Raw genomic sequence first — 24,472 nt, forward strand, 5'->3', positions numbered from 1 at the left:
GTTCTGACCCCTTTTTTCTCCTGACCCCTTTTTTCTCCTACAGCACCGAACTGGGGGGACAGTGGCTGTCGTGGGATCCAATTCAGGACCCGGATTGGAATCTCTATCGGTATGTACTAAACAATCCAATCAATGCAGTGGATCCAAGCGGACTTGAAGATCAGACTCGAACTGTGCAAGCCCAAGAACAATCATGGGGCGACTGGCTTTGGAGTTGGTTCGATTGGGGTCGAACCACTACGGGCCCCTTGGCTCCAACCGGCACGAGTGAAGCTGCTGGAGCTTTAGAGGTTGCCCCTGAGGTAATACGCCTCGCTGATCTCGAAAAAGCAAAAAGGCGATATCTTGAGGCAGCGCGCAGGTGCCCTCCAAATGAGGAGGAGATAGATCGCCTCTTAAGAGAATGGGAGCGACTCAAAGCCCTACATGGAAAGCGTTTCAATCAATAAAATGAATGAATTGAAGCCACAACAAAGATACGACGACATCAGGCGTTTATGTTCCAAAGTGGGATTTTTATTGACACCGCTTCGCTCATTGTCCAAGTGGACTCTTTTGCTTGCGGGGACCAATGCAATCCTGGTCTTTACCCTGGTTGCTCTCGTCGCCTTCAACCCAAACCTCCTGTCACCTCCCGATGAGGCGGTGGCACAAGCGTCTGAAAATGGCGCCAAGCTGGGAATGGATCTGTGTGGCGCGAGAGGGTCTTTGTCTGTGTTTGTGGATAAGGGGTTTCCTGGAAATCCCGGAATCAAGATCTTTGACACCAGTCAACAACTCTATATCCTACGGGAAGTCGTGCCGAAAGAAACAGTCAACGAGATGCTTGAGGGTTCTCCTGGGGATACAGTCATGAGGGCTTCAATTTCATTGGGTGTCGATTTCGATATGGAATGCTATTACTCGATCGACAGAAACAAACGACTTATAATACATGAATTGAAGATCACAAATAAAGATGTATCAATGATTGATCTGAATGCGGATCTTATGCACGACTTGCGCATCGACATGCGTCGCCGTCTCGTTCAAGTGTGGCATGAGAGAGAATGGAGAGACGTTAGTGATGGGCGATCTCAATACGAAAGAAAACTGCTTGATGGTACCCACGTCAAGTTTGACAGCCAGGGTGGTCAATGGCGTTCATCGACGGATGAAGAGAGCTACTGATTCGGTGTAGTGTAGTGTAGTGTAGCGGACCAGGGGATCGTCAGTGGTCAGACGTGAGGCGATTTTGTTTGGAGTTTGTGAGATCTACACAAGTAGGGCTGTAGCGTCAGCGCAGCCGACGCGGCACGTTCTTTGACAATTCAGTGGGAACGCGCGCGGGTCATCGAGGCCAGCGGCCAGCGGACGACCTGGTCGTACGACCCCACGTATCAACTCGTCCGCGAGCAGTGGCGTGGCTTTGTGGACGTGACCTATGTCTACGACCCGGTGGGGAATCGCACGCTGCGCGACAGCGTCGCCTTCGGCCGGGCGACCTACACTCACGACGCGGCCAATCAGGTCACGGACCTGGTGGGAGGCGATTTCGGCGACTCGCAGTTCAACTACGATGGGGCAGGCAACCTGGCACGAGCGACGCTTGGCCCAATCACCATGACCTGGGACGGAGATAATCGCCTGGTCGACTGGCACGGCGCGGGGCTGGCCGGACCGCGCAGCACCTACACCTACGATGGGGACGGCCGCCGCGTGAGGATCCAGTTCCCCACCAGCACCGTGAAATACGTCTGGGACGGGGAGAACATCCTCACCGAGACGAACGGCTCCGATGTGACCCAGGCAGTCTTCACCATGGAACCGCTTCAGTACGGTCAGGTGGTCAGTCATCGCCGTGGAGCTGCGACGAGGTTCTACCTGTTCAACGCACTCGGTTCCACCGATCGTCTCCTGGACGCCGCGCAGGCAGTAACGAACACCTTCAACTTCCAGGCCTTCGGTGAGACGAACACGACGCTGGGAAACGTGGCCGACGTGACCCTCCCCTTCCGCTGGCTCGGACAGTTCGGCTACTTCCGCGACGCCCGCCTCTTCGCCGAACTTTCTGTCCGATCAAGGTTTTATAGTCCGACACTAGGTGGTCGTTGGCTGTCGAAAGACCCACTCGGTTTAGATGGCGGCATGGACTCGAACCTTTACAACTACGCGATAAATAATCCAACTAATATCTCTGACCCCTCTGGCCTGTCTGTATTTAGAATAGCCACATGCACCGTATTGCGCAGTTATGTGGATCCAAGCACCTGTGTGACTCTATGTGACTTTTCCTGTAGATGTCCTTCTGGGTATAGCCCCGGATTTACGCCGCTGTCCTATTATGGGCGCCCATGTGAACATCCGCCGACAATTCATTGCGTAAAAAGGCCCAAGATCTCAATTCCAATTCCATTGATACCCGTTTGCGTTACTTGTTGTTTGTGGTTTCCACGCTTATGTGGAATGCGAGATGATATTGCGTAGTGAGCTGCCGTCGCGCAGGCACATCTATGGGCCTCATGTTCATTGACGATCAGAGCGGTCTCGAATATTTCTGCTTGCGCTTCTTATGGCGGTGAACAATAGCCGCTAGGTCGTTTTTTATGTTCTCATGGGAGTGATGGGAGTGTTGGCTTTATGGCTAAGAAACGAACGCCTGCAAGTGACCAATTGCATGAATCTATTAGCTTGCAGGACAGTAATGGAAAGCTGCGCATCTTAATAGGAGTGTCTCCATCGCCTAGTGGCGGTCCGTTCATGAATTTCTATGATGCGGACGGTCGTGTAAGAATGACATTCATTCTTGATTCGAGCGGAGATCCATATATATCACTTTCTCTTCAAGCAGGTGAACAAGTCTTATCATTGGGTGCTTCATCGGAGTGTGGTGGCGGGGGGATTGATATGTCCAACGGTGCAGGCAACTGCCGCTACATTATTTCTGCGCAATCCGATGGAGTTAAGCATGACGTATTTTGTGGGCAAGCCGAGATCGATAAAAGAGAGACCAAGAGACGTCGAAAAAAAGGATAGAATGTAGGTGACCATAAAAATGATAAGAAGTTGAGTGGCCTTGCATGTCGCGCCAGCAGATCGATTCCCTCGATTAGCGCACTACGTTGGTTTGCGACGCGGCGGGGCAATTGACCGGTTCGATTAATCGGCTCGGCAACAGGACTACCCTGGGCTATGTAACGGCCCAGGGAATCGTCAGTGGACAGGTGTGAGGTATTTAGCGTTAGCGTTTAGGTGAGTTACACAAGCGGGGCAGCGGCGTCGCTGATGTCGGCGCGGCACGCTCTTTGACAATTCGGTGGGCAACCGCACGCGGGTCATCGAGGCTAGCGGCCAACGCACCACCTGGTCGTACGATCCTACCTACCAGTTGGTCCGCGAGCAGTGGCGTGGCTTTGTGGATGGGAGAAAAAAGGGGTCAGAACTATTTTTTTCGGGGTCTTCCTCTCGGTCGAATGAGCAGGTCCAGGTTGAGTTTCTTGGCCAGGCGTTCGACCCAGGCCTTCTCGCCGTAGGGAAGGCCGCTCGCCGTCGAGCGGCGTAGGTGCGCGAGCGTCGCCTCCTCGAGCGGCCGATGAACCTTTTCGGCCCAGTGACGCTGACGAATCTTGGGATAGGGCGAAAGCTCGTCATAGGTGATCAGCGGATCGACCAGCGTGTTCACTTCCCCCAGCGCGTGAAGGCGGTAGCTGCTCCACGCGTACTCTTCGGCACGCGCCACCAGCCGGGCGCGGAGCGGATTGGCTTCGATGTACCGCAGCACCGTGAGCAGGTGTTCGTCATGCTGGATCACCGGACTCTTGAAACGCCCTTGCCACACGTGACCTCCGGAGCGGTAGTGCGCGTGATACCGTGCGGTGTGCGAGACCAGCAGGCTCTGCACGATGCGACTGATCGAAGCGGCTGCCGTCGGGCGGAGCAGTAGATGAAAGTGATTGCGCATCAGGCAGTAGCCATACAGCTCGAACGGCTTACGCGCCTTGAGGTCGACCAGCGTCTGCAAGAATGCCTGATAATCGGCCGGCTTGTGAAACACGTCCTGACGATTGTTGCCACGATTGATCACGTGGTAGATCAGGCCGTCGTCGATCGGTCGCAAGGGCCGGGGCATGCCACACACCTTACCAAGAAGCGACCACTCCCGTCCAGAAAATAGTTCTGACCCCGAATGGCACTTCCTGAAGCGTTAAACTCCAGAGGACAAAGGCGTAAGCTATGCTGTCACCACGGTGGCAGCTTGCGTTGGTGAGGGTGTACGATTCAGAGTATGCGACGATCGCCCCACGATTCGCCGGGCGTCGCTGATTTACGCTCCGACAGCAACTCGTTGAAAGCCAATCACGATGGCACGACGAAGTTCATTGTTGTAAATCAGTTACGAACTCAGGAAGTGCCATTCGTTCTGACCCCTTTTTTCTGCTTTTTTCTGTTTTTCTGCTGCATCGCCACCGCGAACACGGTAGCGGCTTGGGCGTCTGTCGCTGGGTGGTCGAACGCACGTTGTCTTGGCTGCATCATTTCCGTCGCCTGCGGATACGCTGGGAACGGCGGGACGACATCCACGAAGCCTTCATGACCCTCGCCGAGGGCCTCATCTGCTTCAGCATCATCAGCAGGTTGTGTTAAGCCCTCTAATTCCTAACCCGAAGCGTAAGCGAGGAGATTCCTGACAAAAGCGTCGTTCAAAGCACTCCTCGCTTACGCTTCGCGCTTACGATTCCGCGAAAAGCGTAACCTCAAAACGGACGCTTCGTGATTGAGATCGTTGGTGCGTCAGATCGCCAGAGAAACGCACCATTCACGCGCTGGTTGTCGCTCTGCCGCCGGCTCGCTATCATCGCGCGGCATGGTCGATACCTTTGCCACACATGCCGACTTGATCAGACGCTTCGAAGCGGGCGATCGGCGCGCGCTGGCCGAGATGCTCACCCTCGTCGAATCGGGCGCGGCCCCGGCGCTGCCCCCTCACCTCGATCGGCGGCAAGATGTCCACGTCGTCGGCATCACCGGCAGCGGCGGCGCCGGCAAGAGCACGCTGGTGGCCGCCCTGATTGGCCACCTACGCGCGGCAGGCCTGCGCGTCGCCGTGTTGGCTACCGATCCCCAGAGCCCGCGCACGGGGGGCGCCCTGCTGGGGGATCGGATTCGTGTGCGATTTGCCCCCGGGGACGAAGGGGTCTATTTTCGCAGCCTTTCGACGCGGGGCGCGGCCGGCGGCATCTCGGCCGCCGTCGAACCGGCACTCCCCTGGCTGGCGGCGTTTGGCTTCGATTGTGTTCTCGTCGAAACGGTCGGCGTCGGCCAGGATCAGGTCGCCGCACGCTCGGTCGTCGATACGCTGGTGCTGCTGGTCACTCCGCACACGGGGGACGAAGTGCAGTGGGAGAAGGCCGGCCTGATCGAGGTCGCCGACTTGATCGCGGTGAACAAGTCCGACCTGCCCGGCGCCGATCGCGTGCGGCAACAGTTGCACGCGGCGCTGTCGCTGGTGCCGGGGCAAGATCCCGTGCCGGTCCTCTCGGTCGTGGCGGCCGATGGCCGCGGCGTGCCCGAGTTATGGGACGCCATCGCCGCGCGGCGGCGCGCTTGACAGCGCGCGTGGTCCCTTCATAATCCGGTTCGCCTTGCCTCGCCCATTCCTTGCACCCAAGGTCCACGCGTCATGACCGCGCCCATGAATACCACGTCGATGCTCAAAGAAGGTTCCTTCGACGGTAAAACGATCGTCATCACCGGAGGCGGCACCGGATTGGGGCGCTCGATGGCGCATTACCTGCTCACGCTCGGCGCGAACCTGGTCATCGGCGGACGGCGCCAGGCGGTGATCGAAAAGACCGCCGCCGAGCTTTCGCAAGAGACCGGCGGCCAGGTGCTCGGCACGGCGTGCGACGTGCGCCAGCCCGAGCAGGTCGAGGCGATGCTGGCGGCAGCGTATGAGCGTTTCGGTGGAGTATCGGGCCTGGTGAATAACGCGGCGGGAAATTTTATCTGCCCTACGGAGCGTTTGTCGTACAACGCCTTCAACACGGTGGTCGATATCGTGCTGCGTGGCTCGTACAACTGCACGCTCGCCTTCGGCAAGCGTTGGATCGCGGATAAGACGGGGGGCGCCTTCTTGAACATCAGCACGACGTATGCCTGGACCGGCTCGGGCTACGTGGTGCCCTCGGCCGTGGCGAAGGCGGGCGTGCTCGTGATGACGCGCTCACTCGCCTCGGAATGGGGCAAGTACGGCATTCGCTTGAACGCGATCGCGCCCGGCCCCTTTCCCACCGAAGGAGCGTGGAGCCGGCTCATGCCGCCGGAGCTGGGGGACGCGTTCGATGCTAAAAAGAAGATCCCGCTCGGCCGTTACGGCGAGCATCAAGAGCTCGCCAACCTGGCGGCGTATCTGCTCTCGGATTACGCGGCCTACGTCACCGGTACCTGCGTCACCATCGACGGCGGAGAATGGCTCCGCGGCGCCGGCGAGTTCAACGGCCTGGAGGCCGTCACCAGCGAACAGTGGGATATGCTGCAAGCGATGATGAAGCCCAAGAAGGGGTAGTGGCCTTCTGACGACCTGCCTCGAATTGACTTCAACTCCGAGCCACATCCATGCTCTATCGCGAAATCGGCAATACTGGTATCCGCGTTTCCGCCATTGCGCTCGGCTGCTGGCCGATCGCGGGCATGACCAGCCTCGAGGTCAACGACGCCGACAGCCTGGCGACGCTCGGGGCCTGTTTCGATCTCGGCGTGAACTTCCTCGACACGGCCTACTGCTACGGCGCCAACGGTGAAAGCGAAAAGCTCATTGCTCGCGCACTCGCCGGTCGGCGTGACGAAATGGTGATCGCCACCAAGGGGGGCATCCATTGGGGCGCGAACGGAGAACAGATTCGCGACGGCTCTCCCGCCACGCTGCGGCGCGAGTGCGAAGAGAGCCTGCGACGTCTCAATACCGACCGCGTCGAGCTGCTCTACCTGCATGCCCCCGATCCGCAGGTCCCGGTGGCCGAATCGGCAGGCGAGCTTCGCCGCTTGATGGAAGAGGGCAAGACGCGCAGCATCGGCGTCTCGAATTTCAACGTCGCGCAGCTCGCCGAGTTTGCCGCGGTCTGTCCGATCTCGGCCTTTCAGCCCCACTACAACATGCTGCAGCGCGAGATCGAGCTCGACACGTTGCCCTGGTGCCGCGAGCGCGGCATTTCGGTGATGATTTATTGGCCGCTGCTCAAGGGGTTGCTCACGGGCAAGTTCTCGCGCAACCATGTTTTTCCTCCCGGCGACGGCCGCACGAAGTATCCTATGTTTCAGGACGAGGAGTTCCAGAAGAACCAGGACCTGCTCGATCGTCTGCGACCGATCGCCGCCGAGGCAAGGGTCACGCTCGCGCAACTCGTGCTGAACTGGACGATTCACCAGCCGGGCATTACCGTCGCCCTGTGTGGCGCGAAACGGCCCGAGCAGATTCGCGACAACGCCGGCGGCGCCAGTTGGGAACTGACGACGTCGCAGACCGCCGCGATCGACGCCGCGCTGGCCGCGCGCGGCATGCCCGTCTCACGTGCCGCCGTTTAGTCACGCGGGCCAACCAGTGAGGAACGCATGCCGACCGTCCTGCTCACCGCATTCAAACCATACGATCATTGGACGTCGAACGCGAGTTGGCTGTGCGTCGAGCAATTGACGCGAGATTTTCCTGCCCATGTGAGGCTGACGACGCGACTCTATCCCGTCGACTTTCACGAGGTTCGCGCGCGAGTGGCCGAGGATCTCGCGGCGAACTACGATCTGGCCATCCATTTGGGGCAGGCGCCTGGCGGCACGCGGGTGCAGCTCGAGCAGATCGCGGTCAATGTCGGTGGCCGCGCCGACCAAAAGCCGGAGCAGTTTGGTCCCCTCGAAGTGGATGGCCCCGCGGCGTATCGTACGCGTTTGCCGCTGGGAGACTGGGCCAGCACGATGCGCACGGCCGGCATACCGGCCGAAATCTCGTTTCATGCCGGCACGTATCTCTGTAATGCGGTGTACTACTGGTCGCAACACTTTGCCGAACAGCAGCAGCTCCGCACGCGCTCGGTGATGATCCATCTGCCGCTCGATCCGCGACAGGTGTGCGAGTTGCGCGAACCGCAAGCTTCGTTGCCTGCTTCGACCTGCGCGCAGGCGCTGCGGTTCATCCTCGACGCGTTGCCCGTTGCCGTGTGAAAGGCACAACCGCTGCGTATTTCCCGCGCGGCAAACTTGACCGGTGCGCGGCAGCGTGTATGTTTGCCGGGCCACTCTCGGTCCGCACGAGCGATTTCGCGCCGGCATAACCGCTCGTGCCGCTACAGGTGCGCGACTTGCGCACGATTCATTTGGATTCTTGGCAATCACCCGAGGTAGTTGCGTCACGATGATGCGACCTCTGACTCGAACCGGCGCGTTGGCGATCTGTCTTTCGGTGGCAGCCGCCGATCACGAGGTATTCGCGCAGGCGAAGATCGTGCCGCCCGTCGCTACGGTCGCGCCCGTGGCGCCGACGAATCCTCCAGTCCAGACAGCCCCCACAACGTCGCTGCCCTGGCAAACATGGGCCCAATCGTCCGAAGGACGCCCGATCGAGCTGCTACGGATCGGCGCCGGCAGCCACCAGGTGCTGGTGATCGCGGGGCTGGCGGGGGATGATACGTTGTCGGTCGAGCTCGGCGAGCGCCTGATTGCGCATCTCAACGAGTTCCCGTCCCTCGTCGCCGCCACGACGGTCACCTTCGTACGGGACGCCAATCCCGACGGCCGCGCGCGCCGCACGGCAGCCAACGCGCACGGGGTGCTCCTGGAACACAATTTCGCGGCGTCCAACTGGCGCAAACTGCACGAACAGAACATCTACACGTCAGGACGCCTACCCGAGAGCGAACCCGAGACCAAAGCCCTCACCGAGCTGGTGGCCCAGATTCGGCCCGAGCGCGTGCTGGTTCTCTCGACCGTAGTGAAAACTCCGCAAATGGTTTACGCGGGCTCACGCGCCGATTGGATGCTGAAGTCCGCGCACGAGGCGCAACTGCCGCTCGTCGTGCCCGACCTCGTGAAGCACTCCGGATCGATCGTGGTGCTGCTGGGTCAGGACCGGGCGATCCCGTGCGTCAGCGTATCGCTACCTCGAACGAAAGAGATCGTCACGCTCTGGCCGCGCGTTCGCGCTGGCCTGGCGAGCGCGGTTTCGCACGGATTCGAGAAAACGGTCGTACCGGTCGTCAAGAACGATCCCCCCCCCTACTCTCCCTTGCGACCCGCCCCTCCGGTGAAGGTGAAACAGGCGATCGTGACCCCGCTGCCGGCGCCGAGCGTGCCGGTACTCACCGTGCTGCCCGACTCTTCAACCGTCGTGGTATCGCGGCCCGAGCTTCAGGCCACGCCCGCACGAGTCGTGGCGACTCCTGCCGTGGCCGGAGAGGGATCGGGGGGGCAGCCTCGGCACAACCACAGCTTTCTGCTGCGCGACGCGCGCGAAGTAATACCGAACGGTTCCACATCGGCAAAGCCAGTCGAGGCTTGGAATGGGAACGCACCGCGGGTCCTTTCGGCCGATGAGCTGGCAACCGGGGGCAAACTGGTGCCCGTCACCGTCCCCTCGGCGGCTATGGGGGTCGACGGCACTTCGCCCGAGCAGAGCGGCTCGTACGCGATTCCAGCATTTCGGAGCCCGTTCGGGCGTCGTCCTCAGCGGGTAGAAATCCGCAGCGCCACCCCCGCCACAACGCCCCCCACGCCAGATACGCCACCGTCGACCTCGGGCGCACGACCAGCGTCGAAGCTACCGCCAGCCGTGCCGGTGCTCGATGAAAGGGCGTTGCCGCAACCGCCGATCCCGCACGCGCCGGCGATCAGGCCGTGACGTGCTGACGCTCGACCACCTTGCGGACACTGTTATGGGCCCGCTGGGCCTTGAGGCAGGTCTGCTTGAACGACTCGGGATGGGGCACGCCACTGATGCGGAACGTTTCGAGCGGGCCCTTGCGAAAGATCATCTCGCCACAGGGGAACCACTCCTGGCCCGGCAGCACCTTGATCTCGATCGCGTCGAAGTTATCGAGTGAAACCCAGCGCTCATCGACGCCCGTCAGCCCCTTGCGCACGATCAGGCGACGATTCGTCAGCGTATAGCGGCGGCAAACACCCGGCGCGAGGCCGCCAAAAAAGAGCAACAGGGCAAAAGGAATCAGGGCGGCCGCCATCAGGTTGCCGATGGTCAGGATATTGCCGAAGCCGGCCCGAATGCCGCACATGCTGCCGACCCAGCGCCCCGGAGCAATGGCGCCAATCGACGGCCAGACCGTCATGATCTGCGTTTCCGCTTGATCGGGCGCGACTACGCCCGCGATCGCCTGTTTCACCGCTCTACCTCGTCGCACGCGCTGGAATTCATCGAAAAGGTCGGCCCCCTAGACCAGGAGCGCAACCGGACCGATCCAAGCGTGTCACGGTAGCAAACGGCCCGGCGTTTGCCTAGCGGGCAAGATTCCTCTCCGCCCCAAGCGGGGAGGGGGCAAATTCGAGCGGTTGCGGGGGCGAGAAGCGGCTCAACTACCTCTCGCAAGCCGCGGTCTTACGGTTGCTGCGGCAGCACGCCCAGCAGTTCTTCTTCCTCTTCCTGAATGATGATCCGCGGCGTGACCATCATCATCAGGCTTTGCGTTTCGCGGCCGATACCGACGTTCTTGAACAGGCGGCTGATGTAGGGCAGCTTGTTGAGAATCGGCACGCCGAACTCGTTGCGGCCCTCGCTCAGACGCTTCACGCCGCCGAGCAACACCGAACCGCCGTCCGGCACGCTCACGGTCGTGGCCACCGACAGGAACGAGAACGTCGGCAACTGCACCGTCGTGCCCGAGGTGGTTGTCCGCACCTCGTTGTCCCGCGACGTGGTATCGTCGTCCGGGCCTTGCGAAGAGTTGATCACCGTCGAGCTCGTCTCGCCGGTAAAGGTGAACGTATTCACCTCGCCAATCTGGCTGAAGAAGGGGACCACGGTGAGCCGCACGAAGCGCCGATCGGGGGACGCCACGGCCTGCACCGTCAGGTAGGTGCCTTCCGAGAGGACCACGATCACCGGTTGCTGTGCGGCGGCAAAATCTCCCACCACCGGCACGACGCTGATCACGAAGGGGCTCTGCGACGTGTCGGCCACGAACGCCTGCTGGCCGTTGAACAACGTCACCTTCGGAGCCTGCAACACGTTGCTGCGGCGGTCGCCCTGCGCGGCATTGATGAAGAAGTACGCTTCCAGGTCGCTCAAGATGGCAAAGCCCAGGCTGGCACCCGCCGCCGGGTCGAAACCACCGAACTGCGGCACGGCCAGATCGAAGTTGCCTTGTCGGAAAGGAATGTCGAGGTCGGCACTGAAGATGCCGGGGTTCGACATACCGACCGTGGCACTGGGAGCGAAATCGCGATCCTGCACGTTGCGGCCCGGTCCCGTGTTGATGCCCAGGTTCGAAAAGCTCGGCTGGAAGTTCGGGTCGGGGTTGCCGAACGGCTGCAACGGCGCGTCGATCTTGTCGTTGATGTCGAAGTCGAAGTCGACGCCGATACGCTCGAAGAAGCTATCGTTGAGCGTGATGAAACGTACTTCGATCGTCACCTGCAAATCCTGCAGGCGACGCAATTGATCGAGCAGATCGACGATCTGTTCGTGAACTTCTTCGGTGTTGCTGATCACCAGGCTGAGATTCGTCGGGAAGGGCTGAATCGAGCCGGAGCCGCCGACCTCGTCCCAACTGGTGGGGGCGATCGTCGTCGTAATCAGATCGATGAGCGTGTCGAAGTCGGCCTGCGCTCCGCCCCCCATGCCGCCAGGACCAAAGCCCATCGGCTGCGTGCTTGGTCCGCCACCAGGTCCGGTCGCGCCCCCCATCTGGGCAAGCACTTCCGGCGAAACGCCCCCCGGCGCCGGCGAGTTGCTCGAATTCTGCGCCATCACGGCCAGAGGGGGCCCTCCTCCGAAGCCAGCTCCACCACCACCCATGTAACCGATTTGTGCCTGATAAGCATTATTCAACAGGCCGGTCATGCCCAGGTTGCTGTTGGGCGTGAAGTTTGGAATCGGGATCACGAGGTCGGCCACATTGTAGGTGATCTTCACCATCCGCGTTTCGAGCAATTGCTCGCTGGTGATGTTGAGCACCTCGTTCTTGATCGTGTAGGCCAGCTTGTGCTGCTCGAGAATCAGCCCCAGGGCACTCTTGAGCATGATCGGCGTGCCCACGTCGATCGAGACGGGGGTATCGCTCGTCACGCCCTCCTCGGCCAGCCCGGCATGATCGATATGGATGTTCACCTGGGCGAGCTGCCCCAGGTAATTGATCACCGTCGCGAGGGGCGCGTTGTCGAACTTGACCGTCACGTCGGTCTGGAGCTTGCGTTCGATTTCGCGTTCCTTCGGCGTGCGCTGGATGCCTTCGCTCGGCTTCTTGCGCCGGGCCGTCAACTGCTGCCAGAACTTGGCGTCGGGCAGTTGGTAGGGATTGTTGTCGTCGAAGGGCACGCTCGAATCGTCGACGGCCTGCATGGCGTCGAGAAAGCGTTGCTGCTTGAGATCGCGCACGTCCATCTGGTTGGCATTCGCCCGCAGGAACGCGCTGTTCAAGACCAACTGCTTGACCAACTGCTGCGAGGTGACGTCGTCCGGAGCGATCTCGGCCGCCCGTTTGGCGACGACTTCCGCCTCGGCGAAGCGGCGCTCGTCGATCAGTCGGTTGTACTCATCGACCATCACGGCGAGCTTGCCCTGGACCTCGATCTTCACTTCTTCCTTGCGATCCCGATCGGCGCGGATCGCCTTGTTCTTTTCCGCCAGATCGATGCGCGACTTGTTCTGCTGGATGTACTTCTCGAGATCGGCAATCCGGCCGTTCATCCTGCGGACCAACTGATCCTTCGACGTGGCATCGAGCTTCGAATCGGCGATCTTCGCGCGCATGTCGGTCAAGAGCTTGAGGGCACCGCGCGGATCGCTCTCGCGCATCCGATCGGCCTGCTGCTGCACCGTGCCCGACTCGTCGACGAGCTGTCGCGCGAGCAACTGCTGATCGGCGGCGGCCCCTTGCATCAAGGGCGTGTTGGTCGGCGCGGCCGGCGACTGCTCGACGGGGGCAGCCACTTCCGGCGTCAGGCCGGGCGTTTCGCTCAACGGCGCCGGCTCCACCGCGGCGCCCGGCGAGACCGGCAACGGCGCCCCATCGGGCGAAGGCAAGCGTTCTGGCGCCGCGCTCGTCGGCAACGCAGGCAGGTCGGCCGCGCTGTTCGGGCCAGACGAGGACGAGGCCTCTTCCATCGTGGCGTTCGGCAATTGGAATTCCGCGGGCAGCGCACCGTCCGCCGCAGTCGGACGGACCGGCGAGGGGATCGGGACGCCGGGACCAACCGCCGGCGCCACGGGCGAGCCCTGTCCCGCGGCCGACGCCGGGGCAGCACCCGCGGGCCTTGCGCCGCGGGCATTCTGGATTTCGAGCATCACCAGCCAGGGATTGTCGTCGCGCTGGCCATAGGCGGTCTCCGGAACCTTGAGTTTTGCAGCCTCGCGCGCCAGGTGCTCGGCGGCGTTCAGATCGCCCGCCGCCAGCGCCTTCCGCGCCTGTCCCAGCAACTGCAAGGCGTGCGCCTTCGCCTGAGCGACGTTCTGCGCGGGAGCGGCGACCTCGGCCGCTGCCGGACCGCTCGCCGGCGCGCTCGCGCCCGAGGGATCCGAACTGACCGTAGCCGCCGCGTCGCCAAAAATGTTGTTCCAATCCTGATCGACTGGTTCGTCGAGGAAGAATTCGGCGGAGTTATCGCCGGCCACCGTAGCGGCCGCCGGAGCGACCAGATTGCTGCGTGTGTTGTACTCTCGCTCGGCAACCGGATGCGTTGCGGCGTACTTCTCGCGTGCCGCGGCAATCGCCTGACGTAGTTCCGCGGGGCGGGGATCGAACGGGCCGTACTCGAGCGGCACCTGCTCCGCATCGGCGACGAGCCGCTCTGCCAGTTCGAAGTCCTGCCAGTAGAGCAAGCCCGCGGCCTGCTCCATCAACAACGAGACGAGCTCGCGGCGCGCCTCGACCGACTCGGCATCGGCCCCCTGGCGTTGCATGGCCCGGCCGCCCAGCTCGAGCAGCGCCTTCACGCGAGCGGGCGAATCTCCGTCCAGGGGAAAGTTCGCACCACTTTTCTCGGCTTGATTCACGAAGGTTGCCGCCTGGCGGATGTCTCCTTTTGCCAGCGCGCGACGCGCTTCGAGCAACAACGACTCCGCCCGCACGGCAACATCGGCCGGCATGGCGGCCTGACTCGAAGCTGGCAACTCGAAGACCGAGGCATCGGCCTGCGTGCCCGCCACCGTGAGCGCCGGGCCGGTGTCACCTTCGCGCGGAGGCTCCGTCATGGTGGCACGACCGAAAGGGGACGTCACGGCCGGGGAGACCGTCGCGGCGGCATCCGCATCGCGACGCCGCATGCTCAGCTTGATGCCCGCTTGATTTTTCGCGTCCTGTTCGGGATCGATGGCGCCCTGCATCATCGGGGCCCCCGACGCTGCGCTGATCGTGGCATCGAACCCCTGGGGAGCAACGGCGGGTTGTCCGAGCGATACCGACCCACCGGCGGCCTGGATGTCGGCCATCAAGCGATCGGGCGTATCGTCGTTCGGGCCGAACTCGGCATTCTGCTCGGCAGCCTCGCGGCACCAATGTGCGGCGGCCGCCAGATTGCCCTGCTCGAATTCTTTGCGACCTTTGGCCAGGCTCGCGCGGGCTCGGGCGGCAGGATCATCGAGGGTAATCTCGACCCCCTTTTTCGGCGTAGCGAAGGGGTCGTCGGGCGTCGCTCCCGCCTTGGCAGGTTTGTTGCCCGGTTTGTCTTCTTCCCCCTGCGGAGCAAAACGCAGGCTCGGACGCTGGGGTTCGCCCGGCGCGCCCTTCATCAGCTTGTCGAGGTCCTTGCGCGCCTTGGCCGGAGTATCGCCCAGGTGCAGCAGCCCGTACTTCACATGGAGCGACTCGGCGCGCTTGATGAGCGACTCGGCGGTCTCCCAATGATGCGCGGACATGGCGTCGCGGGCACGAGCGATCAGCTCGTCCGATTCGGCGCGCGGATCCTTCTTCGCGCCCTCCGCCTGTGCAAGTGCCGCCGCAGCGAGCGAGACGCTCGTCGTCAACGGACCAGCCGCACATACGTTCGACACCGAAGCGCCGAGTCCGCAAAGCATCAAAACGACCGGGAAGCGAGTTATCGCTCTCAACACGAACTCCTTTTCGCTCGCGTGGCCTCACCTCTGCCGAATTCGTGATCGAACCTCGTGGCCGTCTCGACGGCCAAGAGCGAGTATTCGTCGTGCATTCAGCCTTGTGCGACGCGACTTGTTCCGTCGATTTCGAGGGACACAGGTCCATCGATACGCCGGTTCCGCACCGAACTTCCTTGCCCGGGTTGGATAGCGCAGTAGAAGGGAGCGGGATAGATACTCAGGCCCCGGCAGACGGTCAAGGGCACTTGAGTTAAAACCTGCCTCCTGCGAGATATGCTGGCGTGAGGAGCGCGCACGCCGTAAAGAATGCTGGATCGGTACTTTGCCGCGTGATGCTAGCGGTGCATCACACGTCGGAGCGTCGAAAAAGGAGACCGCCCCAAGGCCCGCAGGGCGACTGAATCCCCCTGCTTATCGCCCGGCCGCACCGCGAGTAGCCGCCGGTTGCTCGAGCAGACTTCCACCGGCGCCCTGCTTCTTTTCCTTGTTCGCCGGCTCGGCCCCCGCCACAGGGGCAGGCGCCGCCGGCTCAGTCTCCGATGCCCGCTGAAAGTCCGCCTCGGCCTTGGCCACTTCGGGAGTATCGTTCGACTGTGTCTTGACGACCAGGCGACCATCGGGCCCTAGGACGAGCGCACGCGCGTCGGTCCCTCCCGCGGCGTTGGCCCCTTCGAGAATATCGACGACGAGCGATTCCGTACGAATCTCGATGGCGTTGGAACGTACGGCAGAAGTGCCTCCCGCGCGGACAACGGTCGCTTGCTCTGCCGGGGTGGCGCGGAAGTTGATTTCTTCTCCACGACGGGCAGTTTTCTTAGCTAGCGCCGTCGAGCCATCTGCCGTGAGCTGTCGCGCGATGACCACTAATCCTATTTCATTTGCGCCTTTCGCCTGTTCCACACCTGCTAGCAACACCCCGGCATCGTGCGGCACCGTAATGGCCGGGCTGGGAGCGCTAAAGTCCGTCGTGCGATAAGGACCAACCGCCAGCTTGGGATCGACCAGGTCGCGTGCGGCCTGACCCAAATTGGGATTCGTCAGGTACAGCAGCACGCGATACTGATAACGCTTGCCCGGCGTGACATTGAAGTCGAAGAAGCGAAACACGCGCACGTCGCGCACGGGCTTCACGGCCGGCTTGTCCGCTGGTTTCGGGGCAGGCGTGACCGGCGCGGGCGCCGCGTCCGGATCGAACACATCGATCACCGGTGCTTCCGCCGGCGCGGTCGCTAGCGGATCGCCTGCGGCAGCGGGGGCCGCCGGAGCGGCGACGGCCGGCTTTTCGGCAGCCAGGATCGATAAAACCTTGGGATGATTGACTTCGTCCGGAGTCCAGTTCGAGCCGACGCGGGGTCCCAACGGATAGAGCATGGGGACCGATTTCGACTTGGGCTGCGCCACGCGGAAATCTTCAGGAATAAGCTCCGGGCTTACCCCGGACCATTGCGCTTGCTGAGTGGCAGAATCGGCCAACGGCAGCACTTTCCACTCGGGCTCCGCGCCTGGAATGTTGCCTACTTCGGCGCGTTCCACACGATAGGCGACCCATTCCGGCTCGCTACCGCCGCGTTTGGCAAACTGCTCGTGGTAGAGCAGGCGTTGCCGCTCGTAGGGAATCAGGCCCGTCACGCAGATCCAACGTTTGGCCGCGTAGCTGCCGGCATTCCCTGCTGGGGGCGCGATCGCACCACCCTGCTTCAATTGAAAGGTGCCGAAGCCCGACGAGAGCTGCAAATCCTCGACCGCGAGATACTGCGGCTCGCCGCGTTTGTTCGCGGGCGGAAACTCGGGAGGGTTCATCGGCGCCAGCGGAAACTCCGCCGCATTGATCTGCACATTGTTCTGTGCCACGGTCGTCGTGGGATCGACGAAAACCATCTCTTCCCGCTTGGGATCGAAGGTCGAGCTCGTGACGTGCGTCGTGGCGCGCTGGACTTCATTTTGCAGGTCCACGGGCGTCTTGTCGTACTTCTCCAGCGTGAAGCCCTTGTACGTGAAGTACAAGAACAGCACGCCGAAGATACCGAGGACAATCTTCTCCACGTGCTCGATGAGCAGTGTCTTGATTTTCGATAGATCGAGCTTGGGCTTTTTCATCGCAGTGACTCCCGTCGCGGGACGGCTCGTCAGACTCCTTCTTCCACCGGAGCTTCGTCGGCGGGCGACTCTTCTTGCATGTTCAAAGCCGTACGGCTCGGCGGGGTGTAGAGATAAATCACGCCATAGAGCGAAACCACGACGTCGCCGTCATCCGCCAGACCCGCTGTATTGGCAGCACCCGCGCCTCCTTCCGCACGTGCGCCGGGAGCCACGGATGCAGCCGGTGCATTGCCCCCTGCCGGCTTGGCACTGGTGGCTTGCTGCAAGGTGCATTTGCGCACTTCGAGGGGCAACGTGGCATTCGCACAAGCGGCCAAGACGTCGGGCACCTTCGACTCGCGCACCAACAATTCCAGATAAACCGGCACCAGCTTGTACTGCGACGATCCTCCACCACCTTCGCCCCCCGACACCGCCGGACTGGCGTAGCGGTTGGCCTCCAATTCCTCATCGGTCGCATCCACGCCGGGCGCCTTCGGCTCGTCGGTCACCTCGCGCACCACCTGGTCGGCGGTGACGTTCGCCACGCTGATGGCCGAACTCGACACCGTGGCCAGCGCGTCCTGGGCGATCTTCAGCACACGAATCTGCTTGACCGCGGCCTCGTGGGAGGCCTGGGCATTGCCGTTGGCCGAATTGATGGCCTGCAAGACGGCGCGGTAGATCCAATAGTCTTCCTGCGCGAAACGAATTGCCTTGCTCGAGGGAATCTTCGACCAGTTGTAGCGCTGTTGAATCGAATTGCGTTGCGTTTCATCCCACTGGATCACCCCCTCCACCCTGGCCGGCTGAGTATCGGTGGCCGGCGTGACGCGGAGCAGATTGATCACCTGGGGAGAAAAAAGCTGCGGCACGTAATTCTGCGAGTAGTAATCGTAGAAACGCTGCACCAACTGCTTCTCGGCGCCTACCGGCGGAGCGGAAGGATCTCCTTCGGGCAGGGGCGGCACCTCGCCGATCGCCTGCGGATCGGCAATCCAGGTCAGTTGCGATTTTTGCGCATTGTAGACCTGCTCCCACGCGGCATAGGTTTTCTGCTTCAGATCGTTGGCAATCGTCGTGCCCCTGGTCGCGAAGCCCTCGTTGGGGTGATTCGCCGTGCCGCTGATCGTTCTCAAGGCCGAAAACTTGCTTTCGACCGTCCCTTTTTGTTTGGTGTACTCGGCCGAGAAGTACGACTTGGCCGACGACCACGAGACGAAGGCCAGAATGAGAATCACCCCGCACAGCACCCAGAAATGGCGCTGTTTGAGCACGGCCAGGAACTGTTTGACTTTATCCATCGTGCGGACTTCGTTCGCTTGCTGCGTTGCTAATTGGCCGCCACCGGTTCTTCACCCGCGGCGGCATCCCCACCACCATCTTCCGCCTGTTTTTCGCGCACGCTCAGCGGCGTCTCGATCCAGGCGAACTGGACCACGAAATCGAGTTGCTTGGCGCTGATCGGCGGCGGCATCGTGCCGTCGGGCAGCGCCACCGCGTTCTTGTCTGTCAGCGACACGGCACGCGGACGCGCCGGCTCGAGCAGCACCGGGTACTTGATCCCCAGGTCCGAGATCTTCAACTCCTGGCCGCCGGCCCCCGGCAACTTGACGACCTGTTCGTGCAGGTTCTTGATCAGGGTGTTCTGGACGAAGTTGGCGCCGCTGTTGTCGGGGTCGGAGTCCGAGTTGTGATAGTGGTAGCCCTTCAACTCGAAGATCCATCCGGGGCCCGTCGGTAGCGCGGCAGTCTCCTCGCCTTCGACCGGATTGCCGTTTTCGTCGACCTGCCCCTCTGCCGCGGGTTCGGCCGCAGGATCTCCTTCCGGCGGCATGGCGCCGTCGGCCGCCGCGTCCCCTTCGGCAGGGGGCGCGACACCGGGCTGCGCCGCCTTCGCCGGAGCGACGTAGCGCGGCTGCACCGCCGTGGCCCACACGCTCACGTCGTTCACCTTCACGCACTCGATGCTCGTGATATGAACTTCCTCGCGCTCGGGAATCGGCCTGGGGTTATCGGCGTTCGCGCCTTGCGGATCGCGCGGGATGGCGGCATTGATCGCGTGCAACACCTCGAGCCACAAACGCCGCCGACCGACATCTTGCAACAGCCCGTCGCCTGCCGCTTTCGTCGTTTGGAAATCGCTCTTCACCGTGTTGAACGCGCTGGCCTGCCCCGAAAGTCGCTGCGAGGTCGAGTCCGCCGAGGCCACCGCCTGGCTGAACCAGTCCTTGTCGACCGATGCCAGTTGGCGCGAATAGCCGAACGCGCTCAGCAGCAGGCCGAGCAACAGGGCCGCCGCGGCGCCAACCGCCCACGGTTTTTTCGAGCGAATCATCCGCTCGCGGACAATTTCACGCGGGACGAGATTCGTACGGATCTTGGTCTCGGTCAGCCCTTGCAGCGCCAGCCCGTAGCAGGCCGCAAAGCTGAGAATGTTTTCTTTGAAGACCGGAGCGTCGACCACGCCAGGGCCCGCAAGCAGCTTGAAGCTCTCGACGCGCTTGACGTCCCAACCCAGGTTCTGTTGCAGAAAGCGTTGCAGCCCGGGCAACTTCATCGCGTTGCCGATCGTGATCATGCGCCCGATCTTGGCGTTGCGATCGATGCTCGAGAAGTAGGCGATCGATCGCTGCACCTCGGTCGACAGGTCGTTGAACACTGGGCGCATGGCCTGGAACAGCGCCTTCGGATCCTCGGCCTGCTGGGCGTTCCGCTTCAGATGCTCCGCCTTGGCGAAGGTGAGCTTCATCTCCTTGGTGAGCGCGCGGGTAAAGTGATTGCCCCCCAGCGGCAGGCTGCGCTGCCAGACGCGATAACCATTCGTGACGACCAGGTCGGTCGTGTCGGTGCCCAGCGACAAGAGCACCGTCGACTCGGGCGGATTCTCGGGATCGTATTCCTCGGGAGGGGGCAGGTCGCTCATCTCGTCGAAGGCGACGTAGTTGAACAGCGCCAGGGGGGTCAACTGAACGATGTCGATTTCGATGCCTGCTTCTTTAAACGGCAGTAGCGCGCGTTCCACCTGCTCGCGTTTCATGGCAAACAGGCCGACTTCGGTCTCGAGGGCGAATCCCTCCTCGACGCTCCCCCCCGCCATCTGCTGATAGTCCCAGATGACGTCTTCGAGCGCGAACGGAATCTGCTGCCGCGCCTCGTACTTGACGATGTCGGGAATTTTCTTCGACTCGACCGGCGGCAGCTTGATGAAGCGGGCCAGGCCGCTCTGGCCAGAGACCGAGATCGCTACCTTGGCGCCGCGCACCGAATTGCGCGAGAGAAACTGCTGGAGGGCCTCGGCCACCAGCTCGCGCGGATCGGCCTCGGGCTGGCTGAGGATCTTCGGGTACTCGATGTAATCGAACGCGTCGGCGACCGCCGAGCCAGGCGTGTCGCCCAGGCTGACGCGCAGCGCTTTGACCGCGCACTGGCCAATATCGATTCCCCAGACGGCGCCACCCTTGGCCATCTCGACAAATCCTCTCTATTCCCACGTCCTGCGCGGCATTTCGGCGCCGGATGCATTACCCGACGGGCCTCTCCCGATGGTCTTGCGGCGGCGAACGCGCCACGTGATGGCAAGAACCTGCGCGCAGCTTGTACACCTACTACCCACTCTATCGGCCTCGCGCGGGAAAAGTCAACGAAAAATGGCCCCCGACAACGGGATACGACCCAGCCCCTCCGCGCCACCAGGGGGTGATTTCGGTCGCCGGCCGGCCAGCCCCGGGGCAAACGCGCTCAGCGCCGCGGCTTCCGTCCCAGATGCTCATGCAACAAGCCGGCCTCGGCCGCTTGCCCCAGCCTTGCCACTCATTTCTTTGACCGGGGCAGGAGCGACTTGAGATCCCCGTCGAAGGCAACCGTACGCCCGGCGATCGCGTCCTGGAATCCCTCGAGGATGGCATCGCGCACGGCGGCGACCTCTTCTCGAGCCTTATGCCGGCGAATGATATCGCGCACGAATTCACTCGGTGTCGCATAGAGCGACCCGTCGCCAGAATTCTGATCGATGTAGGCGCGGAGCTCGTCGGTCAAAGAAAGATTGAGCGAGTGGGCCATGATTGATCCCCTAGGTCCTGAGACGAGCGTACTTTTTCGCCCGATTTACGTCAATTTTTGCCATGACACGTCCGCTCGCTCGCCACAGGCAGGTCTCTGCGGCTCATCGCGCCCCCCTTTTCAGAAGGATCCCGCCTTCTCGACGCTCCGCGGCTGGACCGTTATCGTGGGCACGTCGGATCTCTAACCCGCGACGAGACTTCCCCCAAGCGAACACGATGCGCTGCGAAGAGCTGGTCATCCTTCTGCCGTGCCATAGCCTGGAGGACTTCCCCCTCCACGCCGAGGGAGACCGTGCCGAGGGCCTGCTGGCCGCCTGGTCGGCCCCCTGGCACCCGCAGCTTCTGGCCGCCGCCGGCAAAGTGCCACGCTGGTACCGGGGAGATACGCCCCCTGAAAACCTCGCCGGCCGCTTCATCGTCGTGCCCGAGGTCTCGGCGTTCATGCTCGACCACGATTGGACCGAGCGTGCCCGCTCGGCAGGAGCGGTCGTCGTCGAGGGGCTCGTCTCCCGCGACGAGATCGTGACCGCGCTGCTCGCAGGCCTGGCCGCGCCCGAGCCCCAGGGAGATACGCCCCCGGCGACCGCCGCGGTCGATGCGGACCTTGCCCACGACTTTCTGGCCCTCGGTTTCGGCTACCTGCTCGTCGAGTTGCTCACGCGGCAGATGCGCTACATGAGCAACCTGGACGAGGCCTCCCTGTCGAGCGAAACACTCGCCGCGGCCCGGGCGGCCGTGGCCGGCGACACGGACACGGCCCGCGACAAGTTGCACCAGGCTTTCGACGTGCTGCTCGAGGCGCGGGAGCGATTCTATCCGGTCGATTGCTACCTGCTCGATCTCACGCTCGTGGCGTCGACCACGCTCGGCTCGACCTTGCGTCAGGAACTGACCGGCACTTCGCCCTTGAATCTCGTCGTCTCGCCGCGCGTGCTCGACGAGATGGCCACCAAGGAACCAGCGTCCCTGGCCGCTCTGAAAGTGGCGTTCGACGAAGGACGCGTCACGGTTTGTTCGTCGGACTATGCCGAGACCGAGTTGCCGCTCCTGTCGGCCGAATCGGCCTACGCACAGCTTGCCCGGGGAACGAGCACCTTCACGCGACACCTGGGCAAGCGTCCGACGGTCTTCGGACGGCGCAGCTTCGGGCTGTCGACCGCGCTGCCGCAACTTCTGTCGCGATTCGATTTCGACGGCGTGCTGCACGTGGCGCTCGACGACGGGCAATTCCCGCGCGGCGAGCAGAGCAAGATCCGCTGGGAAGGAATCGACGGCACCACGATCGATTCCTTGGCAAGATTGCCGCTCGACGCGCGCGGCGCGGAAGAATTCCTGGCGCTGCCCGCTCGCTTGGGCAACGCCATGGATCATGATCACGTCGCCAGCGTGATGTTCGCGCACTGGCCTGGCCTGGCCAGCCCCTGGTACGACGATCTGCGGCGCATCACGTCCTATGTACCGGTGCTGGGCAAGCTCATCACGATCGAGGAGTATCTGCGGCAGACCGATTCGGCCTCGCGGTTGACCAGGTTCAAGAGCGACCAGTATCGCGCGCCCTATCTCAAGCAGGCCGTGGCCGATGGTCGACCCGATCCCCTCTCACGGCTCGCGCAACACGTTGCACGCCGGGCCGCGATCGATGCCGCCGTGACGCTCGAAACCCTCGCCACGCTCGTCCACTCGAGCGGCGCGAACGTGTCTGTTTCAGCGCGGCATCTACTCGACAACCTCGAAACGCAGTTTGGCGACAGCGCCCGCGCGCCGCTCGACGCGCAGGACCTCGACGCGGAAATCGCGACCGTTCTGCCACAGGCGATCAACCGATTCGTCTCGACCGTCGCCTCGTCGACGGTCGTCGAGCCGGGATGCACGGCGGCCGGCTATGTCGCCGCCAATCCCTTGAGTTGGAAGCGGAACATTCTCATCGATACGGGGGACGCGACCGCCACCCAGCGCTATCGCACGGTCGAGGTCGCACCGCTGGGCTTCGCCTGGGTCGACGCGCAGGCAGAGCCCCCGGCGCCGGCGCGCAGCGGCTTCTTTCAACGCCGAGCCGCCGTCGCCACAATCGCCACCGACAACGTGCTGCGCAACGAGCATCTGCGCGTCACTATCGACGAAGCGACCGGCGGCGTGCGTTCAGTCTGGTCGGGCAAGTATCGCGGCAATCGCCTTTCGCAGCAGATCGCCTGCCGCATTCCGCCCCCCCCACCGAAGCCGGGCGACGTCTGGAGCGATCCCGATCAATCGGCCACGTACTCGCGCATGGTGGCCGACACGGTCGAAATCACCGCAGCCGGCCCCCCCTACGGCGAAATCACCAGTCGAGGTCGCATCCTCGGCTCCGACGACACGTTACTCGCCCGCTTCACGCAGCGCACGGGGCTCGTCTCCGGCGCGTCGATGGCCACGGTCGATATCTCGCTCGAAACCGAAGAGGAACTGGGAGACGATCCCTGGAACTCCTACTTCGCCGCTCGTTTCGCCTGGCCGAATGTCGATGCCGAATTGTTTCGCAACCTCGCCTTGGGCAGCGAATCGACCACGGCCAAACGCATCGAGTCGCCCCTGTTCGTCGACTTGCACTTCGACACGGCGCGGACCACGATCCTGACCGGCGGCCTCCCCTATCATCGCCGCGTGGGGGAGCGGATGCTCGACACGCTGCTTGTCGTCCGGGGAGAAGGGGCTCGCCATTTTCGCCTCGGCATCGGCGCCGAACTCGATTACCCGCTTCGCGAAGCGATGGAACTGATTACACCCCACACCTGGTCTTCGCGGGGCACTCGCCCCCGTGCGACCTCGGGCTGGCTCTTTCATCTCGATGCCCGCAACGTCATCGCCACGAATTGGGAGCCGCTGGTCGAAGACGGGCGCGTCGTCGGTTTTCGGGCTCGCTTCTTGGAAACCTCCGGCCGGAGCGGACGGGCGGAGTTACGTACTTTCCGACGTGCCGAATCGGCGCGACAGGTCAACTTCCTCGGTCAAACGCTGTCGTCATTGCGGGTAGAAGACGACACCATCCACATCGATCTCGGCCGGCGCGAATGGGTGCAAATCGAAGCCAGGTGGCAGGAATAGG

Annotated in this window: 18 protein-coding genes and 1 pseudogene; 12 read left to right on the forward strand and 7 right to left on the reverse strand. The window is 62.5% G+C overall.

All coding sequences use genetic code 11. The features are described 5' to 3' along the window. The 5 genes from KF708_19970 to KF708_19990 all read left to right on the forward strand — a co-directional run. Positions 1–449: hypothetical protein (locus KF708_19970; protein MBX3414973.1), on the forward strand; the 449-nt coding region annotated here is incomplete at its 5' end. Then, a complete protein-coding gene (locus KF708_19975) occupies positions 427–1,170 on the forward strand; it encodes a hypothetical protein (protein ID MBX3414974.1) in 744 nt (247 codons plus the stop codon). The genes KF708_19970 and KF708_19975, both read left to right, overlap by 23 nt. A gap of 132 nt (positions 1,171–1,302) precedes the next feature. Further along, on the forward strand, positions 1,303–2,466 hold the full coding sequence (locus KF708_19980) for a hypothetical protein (protein MBX3414975.1): 1,164 nt from the start codon (positions 1,303–1,305) through the stop codon (positions 2,464–2,466). A gap of 153 nt (positions 2,467–2,619) precedes the next feature. Then, on the forward strand, positions 2,620–3,015 hold the full coding sequence (locus KF708_19985; protein ID MBX3414976.1) for a hypothetical protein: 396 nt from the start codon (positions 2,620–2,622) through the stop codon (positions 3,013–3,015). Between the two features lie 86 nt (positions 3,016–3,101). Continuing rightward, positions 3,102–3,209, forward strand: coding sequence for a hypothetical protein (locus KF708_19990; protein MBX3414977.1), 108 nt, complete (start codon positions 3,102–3,104; stop codon positions 3,207–3,209). A 212-nt stretch (positions 3,210–3,421) separates the two neighbouring features. Here KF708_19990 and KF708_19995 read toward each other — a convergent pair whose 3' ends face one another. Continuing rightward, positions 3,422–4,108, reverse strand: a complete 687-nt coding sequence (locus tag KF708_19995; protein MBX3414978.1) for a transposase — start codon at positions 4,106–4,108, stop codon at positions 3,422–3,424. 341 nt (positions 4,109–4,449) lie between these two features. On the opposite strand from KF708_19995, the pseudogene KF708_20000 reads away from it, so the two are divergent. The 6 genes and pseudogenes from KF708_20000 to KF708_20025 all read left to right on the forward strand — a co-directional run bounded on the left by KF708_20000 (position 4,450) and on the right by KF708_20025 (position 9,862). Next, positions 4,450–4,623, forward strand: a pseudogene (locus tag KF708_20000) (transposase). Positions 4,624–4,843: 220 nt separating this feature from the next. Further along, positions 4,844–5,587, forward strand: a complete 744-nt coding sequence (locus tag KF708_20005) for a hypothetical protein (protein ID MBX3414979.1) — start codon at positions 4,844–4,846, stop codon at positions 5,585–5,587. 72 nt (positions 5,588–5,659) lie between these two features. Then, positions 5,660–6,544, forward strand: coding sequence for an SDR family oxidoreductase (locus KF708_20010; protein ID MBX3414980.1), 885 nt, complete (start codon positions 5,660–5,662; stop codon positions 6,542–6,544). Positions 6,545–6,594: 50 nt separating this feature from the next. After that, positions 6,595–7,560, forward strand: a complete 966-nt coding sequence (locus KF708_20015) for an aldo/keto reductase (protein MBX3414981.1) — start codon at positions 6,595–6,597, stop codon at positions 7,558–7,560. A 27-nt stretch (positions 7,561–7,587) separates the two neighbouring features. Continuing rightward, positions 7,588–8,190 (forward strand): pyroglutamyl-peptidase I, encoded by a 603-nt coding sequence (locus KF708_20020; protein MBX3414982.1) that lies wholly within the window; start codon positions 7,588–7,590, stop codon positions 8,188–8,190. Positions 8,191–8,380: 190 nt separating this feature from the next. Then, on the forward strand, positions 8,381–9,862 hold the full coding sequence (locus KF708_20025; GenBank protein ID MBX3414983.1) for a hypothetical protein: 1,482 nt from the start codon (positions 8,381–8,383) through the stop codon (positions 9,860–9,862). On the opposite strand, the gene KF708_20030 is transcribed toward KF708_20025, so the two are convergent. From KF708_20030 to KF708_20055, 6 genes are all read right to left on the reverse strand, one after another. Then, positions 9,852–10,361, reverse strand: coding sequence for a PH domain-containing protein (locus tag KF708_20030; GenBank protein MBX3414984.1), 510 nt, complete (start codon positions 10,359–10,361; stop codon positions 9,852–9,854). The two genes, KF708_20025 and KF708_20030, sit on opposite strands and share 11 nt — an antisense overlap. A 212-nt stretch (positions 10,362–10,573) precedes the next feature. Continuing rightward, complete coding sequence (locus KF708_20035) at positions 10,574–15,184, reverse strand: hypothetical protein (GenBank protein MBX3414985.1); 4,611 nt, start codon at positions 15,182–15,184, stop codon at positions 10,574–10,576. Between the two features lie 474 nt (positions 15,185–15,658). Further along, positions 15,659–17,344, reverse strand: coding sequence for a hypothetical protein (locus tag KF708_20040; GenBank protein ID MBX3414986.1), 1,686 nt, complete (start codon positions 17,342–17,344; stop codon positions 15,659–15,661). Positions 17,345–17,373: 29 nt separating this feature from the next. After that, a complete protein-coding gene (locus KF708_20045) occupies positions 17,374–18,630 on the reverse strand; it encodes a hypothetical protein (protein ID MBX3414987.1) in 1,257 nt (418 codons plus the stop codon). 29 nt (positions 18,631–18,659) lie between these two features. Beyond that, positions 18,660–20,795: a type IV pilus assembly protein PilM gene (gene pilM / locus KF708_20050; GenBank protein MBX3414988.1), complete on the reverse strand. Its 2,136-nt coding sequence runs from the start codon at positions 20,793–20,795 to the stop codon at positions 18,660–18,662. A gap of 344 nt (positions 20,796–21,139) precedes the next feature. Then, complete coding sequence (locus KF708_20055; GenBank protein MBX3414989.1) at positions 21,140–21,388, reverse strand: hypothetical protein; 249 nt, start codon at positions 21,386–21,388, stop codon at positions 21,140–21,142. Between the two features lie 218 nt (positions 21,389–21,606). On the opposite strand from KF708_20055, the gene KF708_20060 reads away from it, so the two are divergent. Further along, positions 21,607–24,471, forward strand: a complete 2,865-nt coding sequence (locus KF708_20060; GenBank protein MBX3414990.1) for a hypothetical protein — start codon at positions 21,607–21,609, stop codon at positions 24,469–24,471. Position 24,472: the final 1 nt, after the last annotated feature.

The sequence above is a fragment of the Pirellulales bacterium genome, assembly GCA_019636335.1.
In the GTDB taxonomy this organism is placed as follows: domain Bacteria; phylum Planctomycetota; class Planctomycetia; order Pirellulales; family JAEUIK01; genus JAHBXR01.

Excerpts from the sequence above, each read along its gene's own strand:
- KF708_19975 (MBX3414974.1), top strand. The coding sequence starts at position 427 with ATGGAAAGCGTTTCAATCAATAAAATGAATGAATTGAAGCCACAACAA.
- KF708_19985 (MBX3414976.1), top strand. The coding sequence starts at position 2,620 with ATGGCTAAGAAACGAACGCCTGCAAGTGACCAATTGCATGAATCTATT.
- KF708_19995 (MBX3414978.1), bottom strand. The coding sequence starts at position 4,108 with ATGCCCCGGCCCTTGCGACCGATCGACGACGGCCTGATCTACCACGTG.
- KF708_20005 (MBX3414979.1), top strand. The coding sequence starts at position 4,844 with ATGGTCGATACCTTTGCCACACATGCCGACTTGATCAGACGCTTCGAA.
- KF708_20010 (MBX3414980.1), top strand. The coding sequence starts at position 5,660 with ATGACCGCGCCCATGAATACCACGTCGATGCTCAAAGAAGGTTCCTTC.
- KF708_20015 (MBX3414981.1), top strand. The coding sequence starts at position 6,595 with ATGCTCTATCGCGAAATCGGCAATACTGGTATCCGCGTTTCCGCCATT.
- KF708_20020 (MBX3414982.1), top strand. The coding sequence starts at position 7,588 with ATGCCGACCGTCCTGCTCACCGCATTCAAACCATACGATCATTGGACG.
- KF708_20025 (MBX3414983.1), top strand. The coding sequence starts at position 8,381 with ATGATGCGACCTCTGACTCGAACCGGCGCGTTGGCGATCTGTCTTTCG.
- KF708_20040 (MBX3414986.1), bottom strand. The coding sequence starts at position 17,344 with ATGAAAAAGCCCAAGCTCGATCTATCGAAAATCAAGACACTGCTCATC.
- KF708_20045 (MBX3414987.1), bottom strand. The coding sequence starts at position 18,630 with ATGGATAAAGTCAAACAGTTCCTGGCCGTGCTCAAACAGCGCCATTTC.
- pilM (MBX3414988.1), bottom strand. The coding sequence starts at position 20,795 with ATGGCCAAGGGTGGCGCCGTCTGGGGAATCGATATTGGCCAGTGCGCG.
- KF708_20055 (MBX3414989.1), bottom strand. The coding sequence starts at position 21,388 with ATGGCCCACTCGCTCAATCTTTCTTTGACCGACGAGCTCCGCGCCTAC.
- KF708_20060 (MBX3414990.1), top strand. The coding sequence starts at position 21,607 with ATGCGCTGCGAAGAGCTGGTCATCCTTCTGCCGTGCCATAGCCTGGAG.